We start from the raw sequence: 19,845 nt of genomic DNA, 5'->3' as shown, positions 1-19,845 counted from the left end.
ATCATCCACCCGCAGACCGCTGAAAGGATTTGGGCGTGGCAGGCCTGCCACTGCTCGGCCCGCGATGCCGTCGGAAGTCGCACTATGCTGTGCACCGGCGTTATCTTCGCGGCCCTTCATTGCCCTCCGAACGTTGGTCTGCTCAGTCCAACGCCAGAGTGAGCGCCTGCGCAATCAGCGCAGGTTTCGACTCACCCTCGATCTCCAACGTGTTCTCGGTGGTGATTAGCGTACGTCCATCGCCCTTGTGTGTCACGTTTACCAGTGTGATGCGATTTCTGACGCATGAGTCGGCCTTCACAGGCGCCATAAATCGCACCCTGTCCAATCCATAGTTGAGAATAGTAGGGATGCCTGCCGGCTCGACCAGCACCTCGAACCATGTGGGCGCGAGTACGGCGAGAAGTAGGTAGCCATGTGCGACCGTAGCGCCAAAGGGGCTCTCTCGTTCGGCTCTGTCAACGTCCAGGTGGATCCATTGACGGTCGCCAGTGCAATCTGCGAAGGCGCCGATGCGAGGCTGGTCAATTCGTATCCAGCGAGAGACCCCAATCTCCCTGCCAACGAACTGCGGAAGGGTTGCAAGACTTAGTCGACGCGGCATCATCGTTTGTCCTCTAGTGTTTGCTGGCTGCTGCTGCGCCGAAACCCGTCTGTGCACGCACGAACTCCGCATCGAACGCGCTCTGCTCGGCCTTTGCCTTCTTGCTCCGGTCTAGTTTCGAAACCACGTAGATCACGAGGAATGCGAGTGGCATCGAGAAGAGCGCTGGATGATCGTACGGGAAGATGCCTGCAGGATGTCCTAGGACCGACTTCCAAACTGCGGGAGACAGGATCACCAGTCCGACTGACGAAACAAGTCCAATGAAACCGCCCCAGACTGCTCCCTTACTGGTCAAACCTTTCCAGTACATTGATAGCACGAGAGGCGGAAAATTAGCGGACGCCGCAACATTGAACGCGAGCGCCACCAGGAAGGCGAGGTTCTGACCTCGGAAAAGGATGCCGAGGACGACGGCCACCAAGCCGATGACGAGCGTCGCTCGCTTCGTGACACGCACCTCGGAGGCTTCGGTTGTCTTGCCACGACACAACACGTTGGCGTAGATGTCATGTGAGACCGCAGAGGCTCCGGCGAGCGCGAGACCCGACACTACCGCGAGGATCGTGGCGAAGGTCACCGCAGCGAGAAAACCCAGGAACAGGTTGCCTCCCGTCGCCTTGGCCAAATGCATCGCGACCATGTTCCCGCCGCCGAGAAGCTTACCGCCCGGAATACCACCTTCGAAAAACTGCGCGTCTGTGCCGACGATCACGATGCTCGCCAAGCCGATCACAAACATTGCTCCGAACATGTAGCCGATGCAGGTTGTGGCAACAAACACGCTCTTGCGGGCTTCCCGCGCATTGGGCACCGTGAAAAAACGCATCAGGATGTGCGGCAACCCGCAGAGGCCGAACACGGTAGCGAGCGATAGCGAAAGCGCTGACACAGGGTCAGCAAACAAATGCCCGGGTCCCATCAGGTCAGTCCCGCTTCGATGCACGGACACCGCCTTCGCAGCGAGCGACTCGAAACTGAAGCCAAAATGCGCGAGCGACAAGACCATCAGGAGTGTTCCACCGAACATTAGCAGCACCGCCTTGATAATCTGCACCCATGTTGTCGCTAACATGCCGCCGAAGGTCACATAGACGATCATCAGGACACCGACACCGACCACTGCATAGTTGTAGTCGACCCCGAAAAGCAACTGAACCAGTTCGCCCGCGCCCACCATCTGCACGATAAGGTAGAAGAACACCACGATGAGAGAACTAGTGGCTGCCATCCAGCGAGTGCTCACCGGATCGAGACGATACGCAACGATGTCCACAAATGTGAACTTTCCTAGATTGCGTAGTCGCTCCGCCATGAGAAACAGCATGACCGGCCAACCCACGAAGAAGCCTACGACATAGAGCAACCCGTCGTAGCCTCTTGCATATACGAGGCTCACGACACCAAGAAGGGTTGCCGCAGACATGTAGTCGCCGGCCACCGCCAGTCCATTCTGAAGACCACTGATACCACCACCTGCGGTAAAGAAGTCGCCGGCCGTTTTAGTACGAGTCGCCGCCCACCAGGTGATGCCCAACGTAACCCCGACGAATACGAGGAACATCGCAATGGCGGTAACATTAAGCGGCTGCTTCTGTCCGGCTTCGACGGCCGGTCCGGCCCACACGAGGCCTCCAGGAGCGCTCATGAACAGCAGTGCAATCTCCGTTGATCTGTTGCTACGACTCATTCTGCGACCTCACTCAGCAGTTGGACGGTAAGCGTGTCGAACTGGCCATTGGCCCGCCGCACATATATGCCAGTCAGAGCCCATCCGAGCACCAACACAGCGACTGCAATGACCACGCCCACGGTCGTCACCGCGCCCGAGGCGACAGGCCTACGAAGCAGTTCAGGCCAAAATGCCACCAGTGCCGTAAGGCTGAAATAGGCTAGCAGCGCCATAGCCAGTAGTGACCAGGAAAGGCGCGAGCGCTGCCTGACTAGATCACGGAACAGCGCGTGCTGCCGTATGCGTTCTACCGTGTTGACATCTGACATTGATTGTCTCCTTAGGTTGATTCCTCTGGCTCGCGCGACGCCGGAGGTGGCTTAAAGCACATCGCGCGACGTGTATCGTTCTCGTAGTCGTTTCTTATCAATCTTGCCGACACTGGTCTTGTCGATGGCATCGACGAATACCACTCGCTCGGGAACTGCGAACCTCGAGATCGCTCCGCTGGACGAGAATCCGTTCAGGTGTTCTTGTATTGCGGCCTGATCGGCATGTTCGCCGGCCTTGAGAACGATCAGTGCGAGCGGCCTCTCGCCCCACTTCGCGTCCTGCACGCCGATTACTGCCACCTCACTCACTGCGGGGTGGCGAGAAATCAAATCTTCGATCTCCAGTGACGATACCCACTCGCCTCCCGTCTTGATCACATCTTTCATCCGGTCGGTCACTTGCAGATAGCCATCGCTGTCGATCACCCCGATGTCGTTGGTATGCAGAAATCCACCCATCCATAAGCTCTCGGAGGCGCCCGGATTTTTGAAGTAACCTTGAGTCAGCCACGGTGCCCGTACGACAATTTCCCCCGTTGCATTGCCGTCGTGCGGGACGTCGCGCATTTCTTCGTCAACGATCCGCAGCTCCACAAGTGGAATTGGGAGGCCGGTCTTCGTTCGGACGTCTAGCTCGCTTTCAAGGTCGCCGAGCATTGATGTCTTAACCTGAGCCAGCGCCATGATCGGACACGATTCCGACATTCCGTATCCCGTAAAAACGTCGATGCCGCGATCGAGTGCTGACTGCGCGAGCCCTCGGGACAAGGCCGAACCGCCAATAATCACCTTCCAGCCCCGCAGGTCAGCCGCAGCCGCTTTCGGATCTGACAGCACCATATGGAGTAGTGTCGGCACGCCATGCGAGAATGTCACGCTTTCACGTTCAATGAGCTCGATCAAGGATTGCGGCGCATACCTGCCCGGGTAGACCTGCTTGAGACCAAGTGCAGTGGCAACATAGGGCATGCCCCACGCATGCACATGGAACATCGGCGTCATCGGCATATAGACGTCGTCGCGGTGGATGCGTCCTTGCTGTGGGTTGCTTGTCAACGCAGCCATGGTGGCTAGCGTATGAAGGACAATCTGGCGGTGACTGAAGTACACGCCTTTGGGCGCACCGGTGGTTCCCGTAGTATAAAAAGTGGTTGCCCGGGTGTTTTCGTCGAAATCCGGGAAGACATAGTCGGGCGAGGCAGAGGCAAGCATTGCCTCATATTCATCTGCGAAACCAAACGGCAGTGCAGCGCCACCAGCGTCATCGCTCGTGTCATCAATTAGCACGAAACGGTCGATGCTCTCCAGTTGTTCGCGGATGGACTCAAGCACCGGCAGGAAATCGGCGTTGACCAGCAACACCTTGGCTTCCGAGTGATTCAGCGTATACGCGATCTGCTCGGGTGAAAGACGCACGTTCACAGTCAGTAACACGGCGCCCATCATCGGCACAGCGAAGTAGCTCTCAAGGTAGCGATGGCTGTCCCAGTCCATTACCGCGACAGTATCGCCCGGTACCGTGCCCAGTGACTTCAAGCCATCCGCGAGCAGGCCAATTCGGTGACGTAGCATCCAGTAGTCTTGACGCGCTTGATCGCGATAGACGATCTGCCGTTCCGGACACGTCGCTAGCGGCATGTGCAGGAGCTGCTTGATGAGAAGCGGGTAGTCGTAGGCCGATGGGGTGCGCTCAATGAGCAGCGAAGAAGACATAGTGATTTTCCTTGAAACTGGGAGGCGAAAATGCTCAGAATTCGTCTGCCGGCAATGCGAGCACGACACTGGCGCCGTGCATCACGGCGTGCTGAAGTCCCGGAATCTGACTTAGCAGGTGTTCTGCATAGAACCTCGCCGTCACCCGCTTGCCGCGCATAAAGGCGGCATCACCTTCGCCTGCGTCCAGCCTGCGCTGCGCAATCAGCGACGCCCGCGCCATCTGCCATCCGCCACACAGCACACCGGCTAGCTTCAGGAATGGCACTGCACCCGCATGGACCGTTCTCGCGTCCGTCGAGTAGGTGCTGACGATCCAGTCGACGCAAGTTTCAAAGGCTGTGATAGCTACGTCCAGTCGCGTGTGCAGCAATTTGTCGTCTGGGTCACTCGACTCTGCTAGTTCTGCCAGGTCCTCCCTCATCATGGCAATCACCCTTTTCGCGACTATGCCGTCGTCACGCGCAGTCTTGCGCCCGACAAGATCGTTCGCCTGGATACCAGTGGTGCCTTCGTAAATTGTCAGGATGCGCGCATCACGCAGATGCTGTGCGACGCCGGTTTCTTCGACAAAACCCATGCCCCCGTGCACCTGGATCGCGAGGTTCGTCACATCGATGGCTGTTTCGGTTGCCCAGCCTTTGTGGATCGGCACCATGAACTCAACGAACTCGCGAGCCCTTTCCCTTTCGTCTTCCGAGTTCGCCGCGTGCGAACGGTCAATCGCCGCCGCCACGACATAGGCGACCGCGCGCATTGCTTCCGTCATCGCTTTCATCGTCATCAGCATGCGCCGCACATCCGGGTGATGCACAATCGTCACTGCGGCGCCTTTCGGGTCGCCGAGATCTTTGCTCTGGACGCGCTCCTTCGCATAGCGTGCAGCCTGCTGATAGGCGCGCTCGGCGATACCGACGCCCTGCAATCCGACTGCGTAACGGGCTTCGTTCATCATGATGAACATGTATTCGAGGCCGTGATTCGCTTGTCCGACGAGATAGCCAATCGCACCGTCGGCGTCGCCGTATGCGAGTACGGCCGTCGGGCTGGCATGAATGCCGAGCTTGTGCTCGAGCGATACGCAGCGGACGTCGTTTCGCGCACCGAGTGAACCGTCCGGATTAACGAGGTACTTGGGCACCAGAAACAGCGAGATACCCTTGACTCCGTCCGGCGCATCCGGCAGCCGAGCGAGCACCAAGTGCAGGATGTTTTCGGCGAGGTCGTGTTCGCCGTGGGTGATGAAAATTTTCTGCCCGTAGAGGCGAAAATGTTCGCCCTCTGGAACCGCACGTGTTCGCACGGCACCCAGGTCGGACCCGGCCTGCGGCTCGGTCAAATTCATTGTGCCGGTCCAACGTCCATGCACGAGTGGTTTCAGCCACGCCTGTTTCTGCTCTGGCGAGCCGCACAACAGGAGGGCCTCGATGGCACCTGAGGTGAGCATCGGACACAGAGAAAAGCCCATGTTGGCCGCAGCGACCATCTCGAAGACCGGACTGGCAACCAGTTTTGGCAGGGCCTGTCCACCATATTCGTGTGGAAAGGACAGGCCATTCCAGCCCGCGTTGACGAATTGCTCGTAGGCCTGTCTAACCCCCGGTGGAGTTTTCACTTCGCCTTCGCTAAGTGTGCAGCCGTTGAGATCGCCGTCCCGATTGATCGGCGCGAGCACCTCGCCGGAAAACTTCGATGCTTCGTCGAGAATGGCGGCGACCGTGTCGGAACTTGCCTCCTCAAAGCCGGGGAGGCTTGCGACCTCCTCAAGTCCGGCGAGATCGGTAAGAGCAAAGCTCATGTCGCGCAACGGGGCAATATATTCGCTCATGATGCTGGGAAGTTGGGCAGTTCGGTGTAGGCCGCCGCCATGATGGTCTGAGTGCAATCAGACTAGATATGTGGAAGCCGTGAAACAGCCCCTCCGCCGGGGAGGCGCGTCTTGCCGCATCGGGGGGGGCGTCAGGGGGGCGCGAGCGGTCGCTGCGGTTTCACGGGAAAACACGAATTGTCGCCGTGCAGACGCTGACCAGAATGCAGCTATCGTCCACCTACTGAACGACGCTGACATGCGAGCCTTGTCCGATACTGCCAGGCAGAGATGGAGCGTATCGCTGATCCAGACCAAAATGACTCCGCCGCGACCGCCGCGAGGTCCCGTTGCGCGGTCCAAGCTGCTGACTCGACTTGACGCTGGCCGGGATCGCAAGTTGACGGCGGTCATCGCCCCAGCAGGCTTCGGCAAGACAACGCTGCTCGCTCAATGGAGCGAGATGCTTCGCGCCGACCAGCAGTTCGTTGGCTGGCTGAGCCTGGATGAGGATGATGACGATCTGCCGCAGTTCGGCGCCTATCTCGTGGCAGCGCTATACAAGGCTTCGGAAGGACTCTGTACATATGCGCAGCAACTGCTGCGCGATGACCCACTGACGCCCGTCAGGACGATCGTTTCAGTCCTTCTCAACGAAATCGGGGCCTGTGGCCGGCATGTCTTTCTTTTTCTCGATGATTTCGATCGCGTCATGTCGAAATCGGTCCGTGCTTTAGTCTCTCGTCTGCTGCGCTACGCGCCCGAGAACTTTCATATGTTAGTTGGTGCGCGCAGCGAACCCTGCCTGGCTCTTAGCGAATTCTGCACGCGTGAGGAACTCGTGCACATCGATGCGACCGACCTGCGCTTTTCCGATAATGAGGCGAGGGCTTTCTTCACGCAGGCCACGGGTATCACACTGGATTGTTCTAGCGTCGACCTGCTGAACGATGCGACCGAAGGCTGGGTTGCAGGCCTCCAACTCGCTTCACTCACTCTACGCGAGTCGGGCGACGCAGCCCAGGTGGCGTCCAGTCTTGCCGGAGCGCGCTCCGGCGTGGATGCCTATCTCGACAGCACGGTACTGGGACAGTTACCGCCAGCGGTATTGCAGTTCCTGCTGCGTACGTCCGTCCTCGAACGGCTCAGCGCAGGCGCGTGCGACGCCGTGATGGGTGCCGGTGCGCGCAGTTGGGAAAAGCTCGACTGGCTGGAGCAGCACAACGTCTTCATCCGGGCTCTGGACGACGATCGTCACTGGTTTCGATACCACGGGTTGCTGTCTGACGCACTGCGGCGACGGCTGGCTCGTCAGCTCCCGAAGGAGGTACCCCTGCTGCACCGGCGCGCCAGTCGCTGGTTTGCCGGAGAGCGCCTATGGCCCGAGGCGGTACGCCATGCGCTGGCAGCCGGCGACGTTCCCGAGGCTGCCGAATGGGCCGAAAACTGCGCGCGGGTAATGGTGGATCGCAGTGATGTGCGCACTCTGCTCGGCTGGATATCTCGACTGCCGTCCGAGCTCGTGAACCGGCGACCACGGCTGCGGCTCGCCAACGCGTGGGCACTCGCCCTGTCGATGCGTGCGGCCGAGGCAACGCGGGTCGTACAGGCGCTCATCAGTGAAATGACCTCCGACGGTGCAGACGATGGCGACATCGACAATTCAACGTTCGAGGCCGAAATCAACGCCGTTAGGGCCTTAATAGCAGGCTTCGACGATGATAGTCCACTCTCGCTCAAGTTAGGCCGCGTGGCATCGATTTCGCCCTTGCCGGTACCATCGTGGGCCCGCCGGTTTGCTGAAACGGCTCAAGTCTTCGGCCTGCTGTATGAGGGCGAATTCGACGAAGTTCGACGCATGAGATCAGTAGCAAAGACTCATCGCAGCGACCGAGAAGAGCCAATCTATGCCAGTGTCTACCGAGAGAGCATGTTTGGACTCGCCTCACTCGTGGAAGGCCGGCTCGACGAGGCCGCGCAGATCTACGAAGGCGCGCTAGGTCTGGCCGAACATGCCTTGGGCCGCGACTCGGCCGCCGCTGTACTCCCGGCAGGCTATCTGGCTGCACTCTACTATGAGCGCAACGATCCTATTCGCGCGCAGCAGGTCATGGCGGATCGGACCACCCTTGCAATGACGGCGTGTCCCCTGGGCTCGCTGCTGCGATACACGTGTGCGACAGCTAGTCTGCACGCCCGAAACGGCGACCTCGGCTCCGCACTGGCTATCATTGAGGATGCCAGGCAGGCCGCAGCCGCGCGACATTGGCTGCGGCTTCGAGCCGCGTGCGATGCGGAGGCGGTGCGCCTGTACCTGTGCGATGGCCGGTTGGCACAGGCGCGCCGGACCATCGAATCACTGCGCCTTCTCATGCCTTCACAGCCACCACCACAAATGGGGAGCTTTCTCGAGACCTGGGCCAGTTACTGCACGGCGAGGGCACGTCTCGATCTTGCAACCGGACAGCCAGCCGATGCGGTCTCGCTGCTCTGCGGCCTGCACGACCAGCTCGAAGCCGCGGGAATGAGATACCTGAGCGCCCGCACCGCTTTGTTGGCGGCACTCGCGCTTGAGCAGAACGGCGCTGCTGCGACTGCCCTCACGTCACTTGAGCAGGCGTTGCGCTTCGCTCAGACGACCGGGATGATCAGCAGCTTCGTGGACGAAGGCGACCCGCTGCAGGCCCTGATTCGGCGCTGGCAACGCGCCGCTGCTGGCAAACAGGTTGACGCAACGTACATCGCGCACCTGCTTGCGGCTTTCGATGACCGCAGGACACCGCTACAGCACGCACAGGCGGCGGCTAAACCGGTTGCGTCGGCGCTTCTTAGTGCCCGAGAGATCGAAATCCTCCACCATATCGCCCGTGGTTTGTCAAACAAGGAGATTGGTCGAGCGCTGCGCATCGCGCCAGAGACCGTCAAATGGCATCTCAAAAATATCTTTGAAAAACTTAATGTGGGGTCTCGCATCGAGGCTGTGCAGAGCGGCCTCGGGCTGACGGCGCGCGTCATGCACACAACTGAGTCTGCAGAAACTTCGCAGTGAGGTTCGCCTCGAAGGCGTCCGCGTACACCATGTAGTCGTTGACCATAGCGAATGTCGACGACTGCCCGTTGACCATTGCAAAGTAGTTGTCGAGGCTCACCTGCACTGTCCCGTCGTATTGCTGGAGCAGCGCGCCCCTCGATTAACCACGCCTGTATCTTCCAAAGCCGCTTCGACAAGTGGCCGAACTGATTGGCGCAGCTGCCCGGGCATACGGCTTCAACGTCTTCCGCCAATGCCGTGCACATGCCTTGGGCCCGTGCCTAAAACGCATCCGTGTCCTCGAAAGGATCTCCAGCCCTGTCACCGAAGACATCAAGCCAATTTACACCAGATCGCGTACGGCCATGTTTACTGAGCCCGAGGACCTTGCCCAGCAGCACAGCTAGATCCGATGCCCCCCGCTTGGGGGGCTTCTCTCGAACCCAGGAACGTTTCATCCTCATCTAGCCGAACACGACTGTAGCCGACGCCTCCGCGGGTGTCTTGAGAAGTAAGATATGTGAAATTCTTATTGCATACCACGCCAAACGAGAGGCGAACCGGGACTGCGCCATTACTTCGGCGATTTTTAACAGCCTTTGACAACTTTCTGTATATTCACTAATCGATCGATAAGGAGTTCCTCATGAAGCTGCCCGGCTATATCAAGCTTGGAGTACTGATTGCAGCAACGGCGTGCACGCTGAGCGCGCGCGCGCAATCTGACGCTGGATCTGCATCCTCGGTCGGTCCGGCTACCAATACCAAGGCAACCGCACGCGCTCAGAATCACCAGCTTGCTAAAGATGTGCGCCGCGCACTCACACGAAAGAAAGAAATTGACACCTCCCATATCAACGTCTTGGCCAAAGGAGGCGCAGTCGCGCTCGCTGGCTCCGTACCAGAAGCTGGGCAGATTGATATCGCAGGCGCAACTGCAGGGGCGGTCCCTGGGGTTTCTTCGGTCAACAACCAGTTGAGAGTGAGAGAGCCAGGCAACTGAACCGTCGCCAGCGTGGGGGAATACTTCAGTCACAACGCGCGCAGGGGATTTGCGGGACCGAGGCTGATACTCAGGAGGAAGGCTAGCTCGTGTACGCCGATACCAGTCATTCCTTTTGTACTCCCAATCTGATTGCCGAGTCGGCTTGCCAGCCAATGATCGCGCATCATCCTCTGTACACACTGTAACGCAACTTCGGGGACCACGCGAGGATTCCCGCTTTTCCTCGCGCGTGGATGGAGGGCGTGATGACCGCCTCGCGCCGGAGCTAGGACCTTCTCTACGCGCGGCGGGCACCCATTCAACTTCCGCTCGCGACGGGCAATGACGGCCGCAACAGCAGCGTGCACGCTCCAGCCTCGTCGGTGATGCATACTTCACTGCGCCGATTGTCAACGCATCTCCCTAATTCCTTTCTTCCTCATGTGAAGTTGAGTCTGTCCCCCTCTGAGCGCCTCGATAGGTTTAGAAGCCTGCGAGCGCGCGTTTGGACCTGCTTTTCAGAGCATCAATACACGCAGAGATATTTAATTCCGAAGGGTCAAAGTGCATACCGCCAATCTAACTAAGAGACTCGGCTTTCCGCGACCGGGTCAAGCCGCAGGCTAAATGGGCCGTTCGCGACAACGCTGCAATTATGGTGCTCAGCCATGCCTTACGGTCGGCCATACATCGAATCCCAATCGGACCTCGTCAATGTCGGACGACCCGAATCTGCCGGTGCGGACTGAGAGCCTCTAGAGTTATTGGAACCATTCATAGCCGCTACCCTCGCCTCGGCAGACTGAATACTGTCAGGATAATGGGCGTTGTCAGAATTAGCGCTCGAGTAACCCACTTGATTGAGTTGGACCAACTCAGCTTTCACCTGCGCGCGGGTGATCGAGGAACTCGATTGCGCAGAGGCGACAGCGGGTGAGGCAAGCGCAGCAACAATAACGATAGGGAAAAAATTCTTCACGGCAACCACCTTCCTTGGTTACTTAGGTAGCGGACTATCCACCACCAGTTCATAGCTTATCCAAGTAAGACTTGAAGATTAACTGACAATCTCGGGAAAGAATTATTCTAACGAAGCAGGAATACGGTGGCGTTGCCGTCAGATTTGCCGAAGGCAACGAACCGACGCATCAATCCCCGGGCCAGTAGGCGCGTACGCCGCTTCATGCGCAATTTCCCAGACTCTTCTAGCAAGCGCGCGAGTGCAGGCAGATCTGTGCTTGAAAAGGAACCGTTGACACCCGATATTCGAAGCAGTGGAGGCTAAAGACCGCTTCACAAGACAAGTAGACTAACCGCGTAGGAGGAGGGCGTGGAAAGATCCTGAGCTCTGTTTGAGCCGCCAGACTTCCAGATGTCGCGAAAATCTAAACTCGGAGTAGAAAGAACTATTTTGAAGTTCTGCCCTGCCCGGCGGCGCCCCCTCCGCGCCGACTTATAGGCAAATCGAACGCCAGCCCACTGCGCACGGCCTGGATGCGCGAATTGACGTTGAGCTTCTCAAATATGTTCTTCAGATGCCATTTGATTGTTTCAGGAGCAACGCGCAGTGCGCGTGCGATCTCTTTATTCGACAAGCCGCGTGCGACGTAGTCAAGGATTTCCACCTCACGTGCGCTGAGATTACTTGCAGCGAGGCCTGGAGCTGGTCTGGAGAACACCCTGTCCGCATCGGACTCGGGATGCGCCGCAAACGCGACGTTTAGTTCGTCGAGATACCAGACGTTCACGTCTGGAAAGCTGGCATTCCCCGCACGGAGCTTCGCCAAGAGTACCTCGAGGCCCGAACCTTCATCAACAAACGTCCGCACGAGGCCGTTACGTTGGCCGTAAGCGAGTGCATCAGCCAAAATTTTTAGAGCGGTGTCCCCCTCTCCGCAGGCATCGTGAGCAAGTGCAGCAAGAACCGCTGCCTGTGCGGCAAACCACGGCATCCCGCGCTTCGCCAGCGCGCGCTGTAAAGCGAGCAGAGCGTTCGCGGCCTCTTTAGTACGGCCGTCACTCAGAAGGAGACGACTGCGCGCAACTTCGTAGAATCCCCAAGTCTCGACACCGCTGGAATCCGGAAGCGGAACTACGGCCGAGGCCAACGGCCGAAGTGCTTCGCCGTACCGATGGGCCTGCGTGAGTTTCCCTTCCATAAGGCTCAGACGGATACGAGTACCGATGCAGGCGACCTGCAGACGGAGCCATTGTCTTTCGACGGCTACCTTTTCGACGTCGTTAAGCACAAGGTATGCGGCTTCAAAGTTCTCAGAAAGCGCACTGATCATTGCGGCCGTCATCGTAAACCGCAACAACGGCCCTAAAGAGCAAGCCTGCAAGGCGATCGGCAGTCTTTCGCTCTGCAACTCTCGCGCCCTTTTAATGTCGCCCCATTCGTAATAAATCGCGCCAAGATAACCCGCAGGCAGCGCGGCCGCCGCGCATAACCGACCGGCCCGTTCTTCGGCCATATGCAACGCGTTCTCAAAGGTTCGCGATGCGTCCTGCAGGCGACCCGCGACGAACTCGCTGAGACCGGACATGCTTCGCTGATAGGTGTTTGAATATAGCGGCCTGCTTCCGGTGACTGCGGCGTCGTTCGCCCGTAACTTTAAAACTTCGTCTAAGCCGCCCGCATAACTCAAACCGAACATAAGCGTAGTTTGCCCTATCTGCTCCACCCATGAGCCGCGGGCCGGTTGTCCGTCCAGCACTTGACGGCCGAGCCGCAACGACTCCACGCTTTCGTCAGCGAGCCCGGCGATGAGCGAGCGAACGGCGAGCACTTCTAACGCAACCACGTCGTTCACCGAGAGCACACCAGACTGAATGTCTTTTTCGATAGTTTGAATAGCTTGTCGCGCTGCCACAATCTGCAGAGAAAGCGCTAGAGCCCAAGCGTGCGCGAGTCGCAACCGAACGCGCTTCTCCAAGGCAGATTCCGGCAGTCGGGAAATCCAATTCAAGACGGTACGTACATCACTTGCAGCAATCAATTCCATCGCGCAAGCTTCGACCCAATCCGCTGCCAATACGACTTCGCCAGCCGCCAACGAATGCTTGACGGCCTCGGACCATAGGTTCGCCGCGCCAAACCATTTCGCCGCTGAACGATGAAGCCCCACAACAGCATCGGGCTTACGCGACTGTAGTTCATCGCGCAGGTATTGCAACAGCAGCGCATGATATCGAAACCAGGTGCGCTCGCCACCTAACGTCTTGACGAACAGATTTTGTGCGCTAAGCCATTCGAGTGTGTCAAGCGCATCCTCCCTTCCAGTGAGTGCGTTACACAGGGACGGCGTCATGCGTTCGACGACCGAGGTCACAAGCAGAAAATCCCGGACAGAATCAGGGAGGAAGCTCATGACGTTTTCATTGAGGTATGAAGCAATGCCGCCCCGTGCCTGCCCTATTCGCCGAACTACCAGTTCCGGTTCGACATCGTCCCGTACCGCTAGAGCAGCGAGCTGAAGCCCCGACACCCACCCTTCGGTCGCGCCGACGAGGGCCTCGAGGACTGTCGTCGACAGTTCCTTACCGGCTACACGCCTGATGAATTCAGACGCCTCGCTTCGATTGAATCGGAGCACCTCCGCGTCAAGCCAAACCAATTGATCGCGAGACTCGAAGTAGCTAAGTGGCAGCCGAGGCGTCGAGCGGCAGGCAAGCACCAGATGAAGGTTGTCCGGCGCATACCGCAATACGCTGAACAAGGCCTCATGAATCGCCGGCGTTTCCAGCCTGTCGACGTCGTCCAAGAACAGATACAACGGTGTGCCGCTTGCGCCCAATTCGTTCAGCAGTTCGGCGAAAGCCACGTCGATGGGTAACAAGGCCCGATCTCGCAGCTGCTGCTGCGCGCGTTTTCCCACCCCGCCTGTCGCTTCAACAATCGACGCAATAACATAGGACGCGAACGTCGAGGAACTGTCATCTTCGTGGTCAAAACTAACCCATGCCGCATGCGCCCCCTGAGAAAGCAATGCCTTACGCCACTCGGCGAGCAGTGTCGACTTACCGTAACCCGCCGGCGCGCATACCACTGTCAGCTTGCGATCAAGCCCCGCGCGCAGACGTTCTAGCGGTGTGACGCGCCCCACGTGTTGGCGCGTCCGCGCCGGCGCGAACTTTGTGTGAATCAGGGTAGCTGCGGAACCTGCCTGCGCCCCGTCCTGTCTGCAGCCCTCAAGACTGGATTTCATTTACGCTGCCCGCTCCTCTCTTACATAGCAATGCGTCCAGTCGCTCCGTGTGAGCGAGCGAGCCGTTCGACCTCCTGTTCTTCCGTACCTAGCGCTGTCTCAAGTTCCTCGCGCAGATGATCGACGAATGTTCGGATACGCGCATCCACGTGGACTCTTGACACGGATACAGCATAGACTCGCAAAGTCTGCAGCCGGTACTCGGGCAATACCCGTACCAGTGTACCTGCAATCAGATCATCTATGATTGAGTATATGGCGAGTGAACCGATGCCGCTTCCGGCACGCAAGGCGACAGCTAGCGCCTCAGGCTCATTAACCCGAAGAGGCGGCGTTTGCAGGAGATGCACAAATTCGCGATCCACTCCTTGCAAGCGCCATTCGTCCGCCGGAGCTGCTGGCGTGTCCAGGGCAAGGCAGGCATGATGGGACAGGTCAGCGGGAGTGCGTGGCAGGTCATGCTCTTCTAGGTAGGTTGGGGAAGCGACAAGTACGCTGTAGCTGGTGCCGATCGGCTGTGCAACGTACCCGGAATCCGGCAACGACGTTGCCGTTAGAACGGACACATCGAAGCCGTCCTCAAGGAGATCGGGTAGTCGTTGCGAAAGCGTCAACTCGACGGCGACCTGGGGAAAGGCGTTCCGATATGTGATGATCGAGTTCATCACGTGGCGCTGCGCAATACCAGGCATTGAATGCACACGCAACTTTCCGTGCGGATTGACAGACGCGTTTCGCGCCTCGGCGTTGGCTTCGTCCACGTTACTTAAAATGGGCCGCACACGTTCGAAGTACCGCCGCCCACTCTCGGTCAGTGCGAGACGCCGTGTCGTGCGCTGCAACAGGCGCGTTTCCAGATAATCTTCGAGCTGGGCGATGGCACGAGAAATCATGCTCGCTGAAGTATCCATGCGTTTCGCGACGGCCGTAAAGCTTCCTGCCTCCACGACGCGCACAAACGTACGCATATTTTCGAGCATGTCCATCTTGGCCTGCAATATGAAAAACTTGGACACACTGACGTCGCTAGCGCCATGTCCGTTGGAATATTGAACTACCCGAGTCGCGACCAGAGCCCCCCCGAGAGGGGCTTTGTGTCATGCGACGGACCATTTCACCCTGACTTGAACGGGCGCTAAAGCGTCTATTCATTCGGAAGGTCACCGTGAAAATTCGCGAAACCGTCACGCATTTCTTCGAACGTTATTGTGTCTGAAATGTGGATGAAATGCTCGGGTTATGTGCGCCTCACGCCCAATTTGACTATGTTCCGCAGAGCATGACTGGCGCCGCAGCCATTCACGGACGCGCAATTTTGGAATCCCTCATCCAGGCTTTTCGGAATCTCGTCTGGACCCTGCGCTAAGTTCGATGACGCTCGCTGTCAACCGACCGGCGTGCACGGCCATGGGCATCCGCCTTCTGGCCGTTTCAACTGGAAACCAACGTCCTGACACCTTATATGCCGGATTCAGCTTGGTAACGCTCACGCAGACTTCGTTTATTGATCTTGCCCACGCTCGTGCGATCAAGGGACTCGACGATCAAAAGGCGTTGTGGGACTGCGTAGCGGGAAATCAGGCCACGGTCCGCCACGAGCTTGACGTGCGCTTGGAGTTCCGCAGGCGTTACCTTTCCCTCGTGCCCTTTTTCGAGGACAACTAACGCGAGCGGCCGTTCACCCCATTTCGCATCTTTGACTCCGATGACAGCCGCCTCTCGCACCGCCGGATGCCTCGAGAGAATGTTTTCCAACTCCAGAGACGAGACCCACTCCCCGCCGGTTTTGATGACGTCTTTTATCCGGTCGGTAATCTGCAGATATCCGTCGGCGTCGATCACTCCGATATCGTTGGTGTGGAGATAGCCGCCCGCCCAAAGTGCGGCCGAAGCCGACGCGTCCCCGAGGTAACCTAGCGTCGCCCACGGCGCCCGCACGACCACTTCACCGGATGATCTGCCGTCACGAGGCACATCCCGCATATGCTCGTCGACAATGCGAAGATCTACTAGCGGTAGTGGCAAACCGGCTCGCGTGCGAACCGTGTTCACGTTCTGGCCAGCGGATCCACGTGCTTGGGCAAGAGTTAGGAGTGGACAGGTCTCAGACATGCCATATCCCGTGAAAACGTCAATCCCACGCGCGAGTGCCGCGGAGGTTAAACCTTCCGATAGCGGTGATCCCCCTACAATCACTTTCCAGCGTGAGAGATCCACTGACATGCCTTCTGGAGATCCCAGAATCATGTTGAGCAGAGTGGGCACGCAGTGCGAGAAGGTGACAGATTCCCGCTCAATCAGTTGTAGCAACGTCTCCGCAACGTAACGCCCCGGGTACACTTGCTTGAGTCCCATCGCGGTTGCAATGTAAGGCATACCCCAAGCATGTACATGGAACATTGGCGTGATCGGCATATACACGTCCTCGCGATGCACGCGGCCTTGCTGCGGCGCCGTACCGAGAGCGGCCATACCGGCTAGTGTATGCAGTACCAATTGACGATGGCTAAACGAAACGCCCTTGGGAAGTCCAGTGGTACCCGTCGTGTAGAAAGTCGTGGCGCGCGTGTTCTCGTCAAAGTCGGCGAACACAAAGTCGGGAGAGCTGGCTTTCACCAACTCTTCGTACTCGCTCATGAAGTGAGCGATATCGCCCGATACCTCGTGGCCGTCGGCAATGAGTAGGAACTTGCGGACCGTCTGTAGTCGGTCGCGAATGCCTTCCAGCAGGGGCAGAAAATCGCGATGCACGAGTAAAATTTTTGCCGCCGCATGGTTCAGCGTGTATAGGATTTGATCCGCAGACAATCGCACATTCACGGTCATCAGCGTCGCCCCCATCATCGGTACGGCAAAATAGCATTCCAAGTACCGATGGCTGTCCCAATCCATCACTGCTACCGTATCGCCCGGAGCTACGCCGGCCTCGGAAAGACCACTCGCGAGCTGCCCGAGGCGATGACGAAAATCCCAATAGCAGTAACGCATTTCGTCGCCGTACACAATCTGCTGTTCGGGACAAGTCGAGAGGGTCGTATGTAGGAGTTGCTTGATCAACAGAGGATAAGTGTACGCCGACTCATCCTGCTGGCACTGCATGTCGCCGACGTCGTCGGATTCACAAGACTCGATCGTCATGAGATCCTCTTGGGTTTCAAGCGGGCTTCTGGCCGTATGTCTCGCGCCATTTAGGCGTCTGCATAGCGAGCCAGCTCCAATTTCGCTACCGCGTTACGGTGCACTTCGTCGGGACCGTCGGCCAGACGCAGCGTACGGTTGAATGCATACATGAATGCGAGCGGAAAGTCGTCCGACACACCTCCTCCCCCGTGTGCTTGAATTGCCCAGTCGATGACACGGCATGCAACGTTAGGTGCAAGCACCTTGATCATTGCGATTTCGCCGCGAGCGGCTTTGTTGCCGAGACGATCCATGGTGTCTGCGGCCTTAAGCGTCAACAGGCGCGCCGAATCAATCATGATGCGGGCCTCGGCAATTCGCTCTTGGGTGACGGTCTGCTCACCGATGGATTTGCCAAACGCAACCCGTTTCGAAACGCGACGGCACATCAGTTCGAGGGCACGCTCAGCCTGGCCAATAAGACGCATGCAGTGATGAATGCGACCCGGCCCTAAGCGCCCTTGTGCAATCTCAAACCCCCGGCCTTCGCCTAGAAGAATGTTCTCGACAGGGACCCGCACGTTCTCGAAGATGACTTCGGCGTGACCGTGGGGCGCGTCGTCGTAGCCAAAAATGTTGAGCGGGCGTTTGACGTTCACCCCGGCCGTATCACGCGGAATCAGCACCATCGACTGTTGCTGATGTGCGCTCGCATTGAGATCGGTTTTTCCCATGAATATGAAGACTTGGCAACGCGGATCGGGCGCCCCAGACGCCCACCATTTTCGTCCGCTTATCACGTAATGGTCGCCCTCACGGACGATTCGGCTTTCGATGTTGGTAGCGTCACTGGAAGCGACGTCAGGTTCTGTCATCGCGAAGCACGAGCGAATCTCACCGCGCAAGAGCGGGGCGAGCCATTTCTCCTTCTGCTCGGGACTCCCGTACCGCAGCAAGGTCTCCATATTTCCGGTATCAGGCGCAGAGCAGTTGAAGATTTCTGCAGCCCAGAGTACCCGGCCCATGATCTCGCAAAGCGGCGCGTAATCAAGGTTGCTCAGCGTCCCACCATGTGATTTCGGTTGCCAGAGATTCCACAAGCCTGCTGCTTTCGCCTTCTCTTTCAACTCTTCCACAAGCGCGAGCGGCTTCCAACGGTCTCCTTCTTGGACTTCAGCGCTGTGGCGACCTTCGTTCGGGTAAATATACTCGTCCATGAAGCCGACAAGCTGCTGGCTTAACGCCTGTGTTTGCGTGGAATATTCAAGATTCATGTCCGACTGCCTCCATTCTCAAAGCATGGCCGTGACGGTGCACGGCATTAAGTGAATCTTAGCGCCCTTGCGTCGCAATGCTCCATGCAAGCTCAGCAAGCGCTTCGGCTTTTCGACCCGTTTCGGCAGCGTTGCGTGCAGACGCATTCCCATCCAATGCTCGCCTGTAGACACCTTGGAGGATTGACGCAAGCCGAAACATGCTGCATGCGAGATAGAAATTCCACTTTTCTATTTCTGGCCGCTGAGTGCGTCGACAGTAAGCGCGCACATACTCCTCTTCCGACGGAATGCCAAGCCCGGGCAAGTTCAATCCCGAAATGCCACGAAACAGTTCGGGCGGGATGTGCCACGCCATGCAGTTGTATGCCAGGTCCGCCAAAGGATGGCCCAGTGTCGACAGCTCCCAATCAAGCAGCGCTAGCGCACGGGGCTCCGTGGGGTGAAAGATAAGGTTGTCCAAACGGAAATCCCCGTGGACGAGGCGCGTCTCCTCACCTTTGGGAATATGCTGCGGGAGCCACTCCATCAGCCTTTCCATGGCAGCGATTTCGTGTGTCTCGGAAGCTCGATACTGCACCGACCAGCGGTTGACCTGACGCTCGAAGTAGTTCCCGCTTCGCCCGTAATCGGCAAGTCCGATCCGCGCAGGGTCCAAGCCATGCAGAGCGGCGAGCACAGAGTTCATTTCATCATAGATCGCACTCCGCTCTCGCTTCGGCAAATCCGATAACGAGGGGTCCCAGAAGATGCGTCCGTCGACCATCTCCATGAGATAAAACGGAGTTCCAATCACATGACTCTCCGCGCAGAACGCGATCGGTCGAGGGACGGGAAAATCGACGTGACTCAATGCTTCTATTACTCGATACTCCCGTTCAATCGCGTGCGCGGAGGGGAGTAACACGCCTCCGGGCTTTTTGCGCAGCACGTAGCGATGACCGTCGGCCTTAATTTTGTAGGTCGGATTCGACTGTCCTCCCTCGAAGCGTTGCACCTCGACCGGCCCAGAGAAATGTCCGATCGCGGATTGGAGAAAGTCATTGAGTCGTGCAACATCAAAATCGTGCTGCTCGTTGGGAGGGGTGCTCATAGCTAA

General features: G+C 58.1%; 13 protein-coding genes. 2 read left to right on the top strand and 11 right to left on the bottom strand.

Annotated elements, in window-relative coordinates:
• Nucleotides 1-142 precede the first annotated feature (142 nt).
• Genes AC1Z32_RS40455 through AC1Z32_RS40435 form a run of 5 tightly spaced genes read right to left on the bottom strand, consistent with a single transcriptional unit; the run spans nucleotide 143 to nucleotide 6,149 of the window.
• Nucleotides 143-604, bottom strand: coding sequence for a MaoC family dehydratase (locus AC1Z32_RS40455; RefSeq protein ID WP_483484521.1), 462 nt, complete (start codon nucleotides 602-604; stop codon nucleotides 143-145).
• A 13-nt stretch (nucleotides 605-617) separates the two neighbouring features.
• Nucleotides 618-2,252: a cation acetate symporter gene (locus AC1Z32_RS40450; RefSeq protein WP_483484460.1), complete on the bottom strand. Its 1,635-nt coding sequence runs from the start codon at nucleotides 2,250-2,252 to the stop codon at nucleotides 618-620.
• Between the two features lie 38 nt (nucleotides 2,253-2,290).
• On the bottom strand, nucleotides 2,291-2,605 hold the full coding sequence (locus tag AC1Z32_RS40445; protein WP_483484459.1) for a DUF485 domain-containing protein: 315 nt from the start codon (nucleotides 2,603-2,605) through the stop codon (nucleotides 2,291-2,293).
• Between the two features lie 51 nt (nucleotides 2,606-2,656).
• Nucleotides 2,657-4,321 carry a fatty acid--CoA ligase gene (locus AC1Z32_RS40440; RefSeq protein WP_483484458.1) on the bottom strand — a complete coding sequence of 555 codons (1,665 nt, stop codon included), beginning with the start codon at nucleotides 4,319-4,321 and terminating at the stop codon, nucleotides 2,657-2,659.
• A gap of 34 nt (nucleotides 4,322-4,355) precedes the next feature.
• Nucleotides 4,356-6,149, bottom strand: coding sequence for an acyl-CoA dehydrogenase (locus tag AC1Z32_RS40435; RefSeq protein WP_483484457.1), 1,794 nt, complete (start codon nucleotides 6,147-6,149; stop codon nucleotides 4,356-4,358).
• A 379-nt stretch (nucleotides 6,150-6,528) separates the two neighbouring features.
• On the opposite strand from AC1Z32_RS40435, the gene AC1Z32_RS40430 reads away from it, so the two are divergent.
• Nucleotides 6,529-9,177 carry a winged helix-turn-helix domain-containing protein gene (locus tag AC1Z32_RS40430; protein WP_483484456.1) on the top strand — a complete coding sequence of 883 codons (2,649 nt, stop codon included), beginning with the start codon at nucleotides 6,529-6,531 and terminating at the stop codon, nucleotides 9,175-9,177.
• A 628-nt stretch (nucleotides 9,178-9,805) separates the two neighbouring features.
• On the top strand, nucleotides 9,806-10,162 hold the full coding sequence (locus AC1Z32_RS40425) for a BON domain-containing protein (RefSeq protein ID WP_483484455.1): 357 nt from the start codon (nucleotides 9,806-9,808) through the stop codon (nucleotides 10,160-10,162).
• A 655-nt stretch (nucleotides 10,163-10,817) separates the two neighbouring features.
• On the opposite strand, the gene AC1Z32_RS40420 is transcribed toward AC1Z32_RS40425, so the two are convergent.
• The 6 genes from AC1Z32_RS40420 to AC1Z32_RS40395 all read right to left on the bottom strand — a co-directional run bounded on the left by AC1Z32_RS40420 (nucleotide 10,818) and on the right by AC1Z32_RS40395 (nucleotide 19,839).
• Nucleotides 10,818-11,123 (bottom strand): DUF4148 domain-containing protein, encoded by a 306-nt coding sequence (locus AC1Z32_RS40420; protein WP_483484454.1) that lies wholly within the window; start codon nucleotides 11,121-11,123, stop codon nucleotides 10,818-10,820.
• A 427-nt stretch (nucleotides 11,124-11,550) separates the two neighbouring features.
• Nucleotides 11,551-14,352 (bottom strand): winged helix-turn-helix domain-containing protein, encoded by a 2,802-nt coding sequence (locus AC1Z32_RS40415; RefSeq protein ID WP_483484453.1) that lies wholly within the window; start codon nucleotides 14,350-14,352, stop codon nucleotides 11,551-11,553.
• 20 nt (nucleotides 14,353-14,372) lie between these two features.
• Entirely contained in the window at nucleotides 14,373-15,338 is a 966-nt protein-coding gene (locus tag AC1Z32_RS40410) for a LysR family transcriptional regulator (RefSeq protein ID WP_483484452.1), read from the bottom strand.
• Nucleotides 15,339-15,810: 472 nt separating this feature from the next.
• Nucleotides 15,811-17,490, bottom strand: a complete 1,680-nt coding sequence (locus tag AC1Z32_RS40405) for a fatty acid--CoA ligase (RefSeq protein ID WP_483484451.1) — start codon at nucleotides 17,488-17,490, stop codon at nucleotides 15,811-15,813.
• Nucleotides 17,491-17,540: 50 nt separating this feature from the next.
• Nucleotides 17,541-18,746: an acyl-CoA dehydrogenase family protein gene (locus AC1Z32_RS40400; protein WP_483484450.1), complete on the bottom strand. Its 1,206-nt coding sequence runs from the start codon at nucleotides 18,744-18,746 to the stop codon at nucleotides 17,541-17,543.
• Nucleotides 18,747-18,804: 58 nt separating this feature from the next.
• Nucleotides 18,805-19,839: a phosphotransferase gene (locus AC1Z32_RS40395; protein ID WP_483484449.1), complete on the bottom strand. Its 1,035-nt coding sequence runs from the start codon at nucleotides 19,837-19,839 to the stop codon at nucleotides 18,805-18,807.
• Nucleotides 19,840-19,845 lie beyond the last annotated feature (6 nt).

It is taken from the genome of Caballeronia sp. 11_S32, from assembly GCF_056930355.1.
This window is presented reverse-complemented; position numbering and strand designations above follow the sequence as displayed.

Bases quoted from the DNA above. Each gene is read 5' to 3' on its own strand.
- AC1Z32_RS40455 (WP_483484521.1), bottom strand. From the start codon at position 604: ATGCCGCGTCGACTAAGTCTTGCAACCCTTCCGCAGTTCGTTGGCAGG.
- AC1Z32_RS40450 (WP_483484460.1), bottom strand. From the start codon at position 2,252: ATGAGCGCTCCTGGAGGCCTCGTGTGGGCCGGACCGGCCGTCGAAGCC.
- AC1Z32_RS40445 (WP_483484459.1), bottom strand. From the start codon at position 2,605: ATGTCAGATGTCAACACGGTAGAACGCATACGGCAGCACGCGCTGTTC.
- AC1Z32_RS40440 (WP_483484458.1), bottom strand. From the start codon at position 4,321: ATGTCTTCTTCGCTGCTCATTGAGCGCACCCCATCGGCCTACGACTAC.
- AC1Z32_RS40435 (WP_483484457.1), bottom strand. From the start codon at position 6,149: ATGAGCGAATATATTGCCCCGTTGCGCGACATGAGCTTTGCTCTTACC.
- AC1Z32_RS40425 (WP_483484455.1), top strand. From the start codon at position 9,806: ATGAAGCTGCCCGGCTATATCAAGCTTGGAGTACTGATTGCAGCAACG.
- AC1Z32_RS40415 (WP_483484453.1), bottom strand. From the start codon at position 14,352: ATGAAATCCAGTCTTGAGGGCTGCAGACAGGACGGGGCGCAGGCAGGT.
- AC1Z32_RS40410 (WP_483484452.1), bottom strand. From the start codon at position 15,338: ATGGACATGCTCGAAAATATGCGTACGTTTGTGCGCGTCGTGGAGGCA.
- AC1Z32_RS40405 (WP_483484451.1), bottom strand. From the start codon at position 17,490: ATGACGATCGAGTCTTGTGAATCCGACGACGTCGGCGACATGCAGTGC.
- AC1Z32_RS40400 (WP_483484450.1), bottom strand. From the start codon at position 18,746: ATGAATCTTGAATATTCCACGCAAACACAGGCGTTAAGCCAGCAGCTT.
- AC1Z32_RS40395 (WP_483484449.1), bottom strand. From the start codon at position 19,839: ATGAGCACCCCTCCCAACGAGCAGCACGATTTTGATGTTGCACGACTC.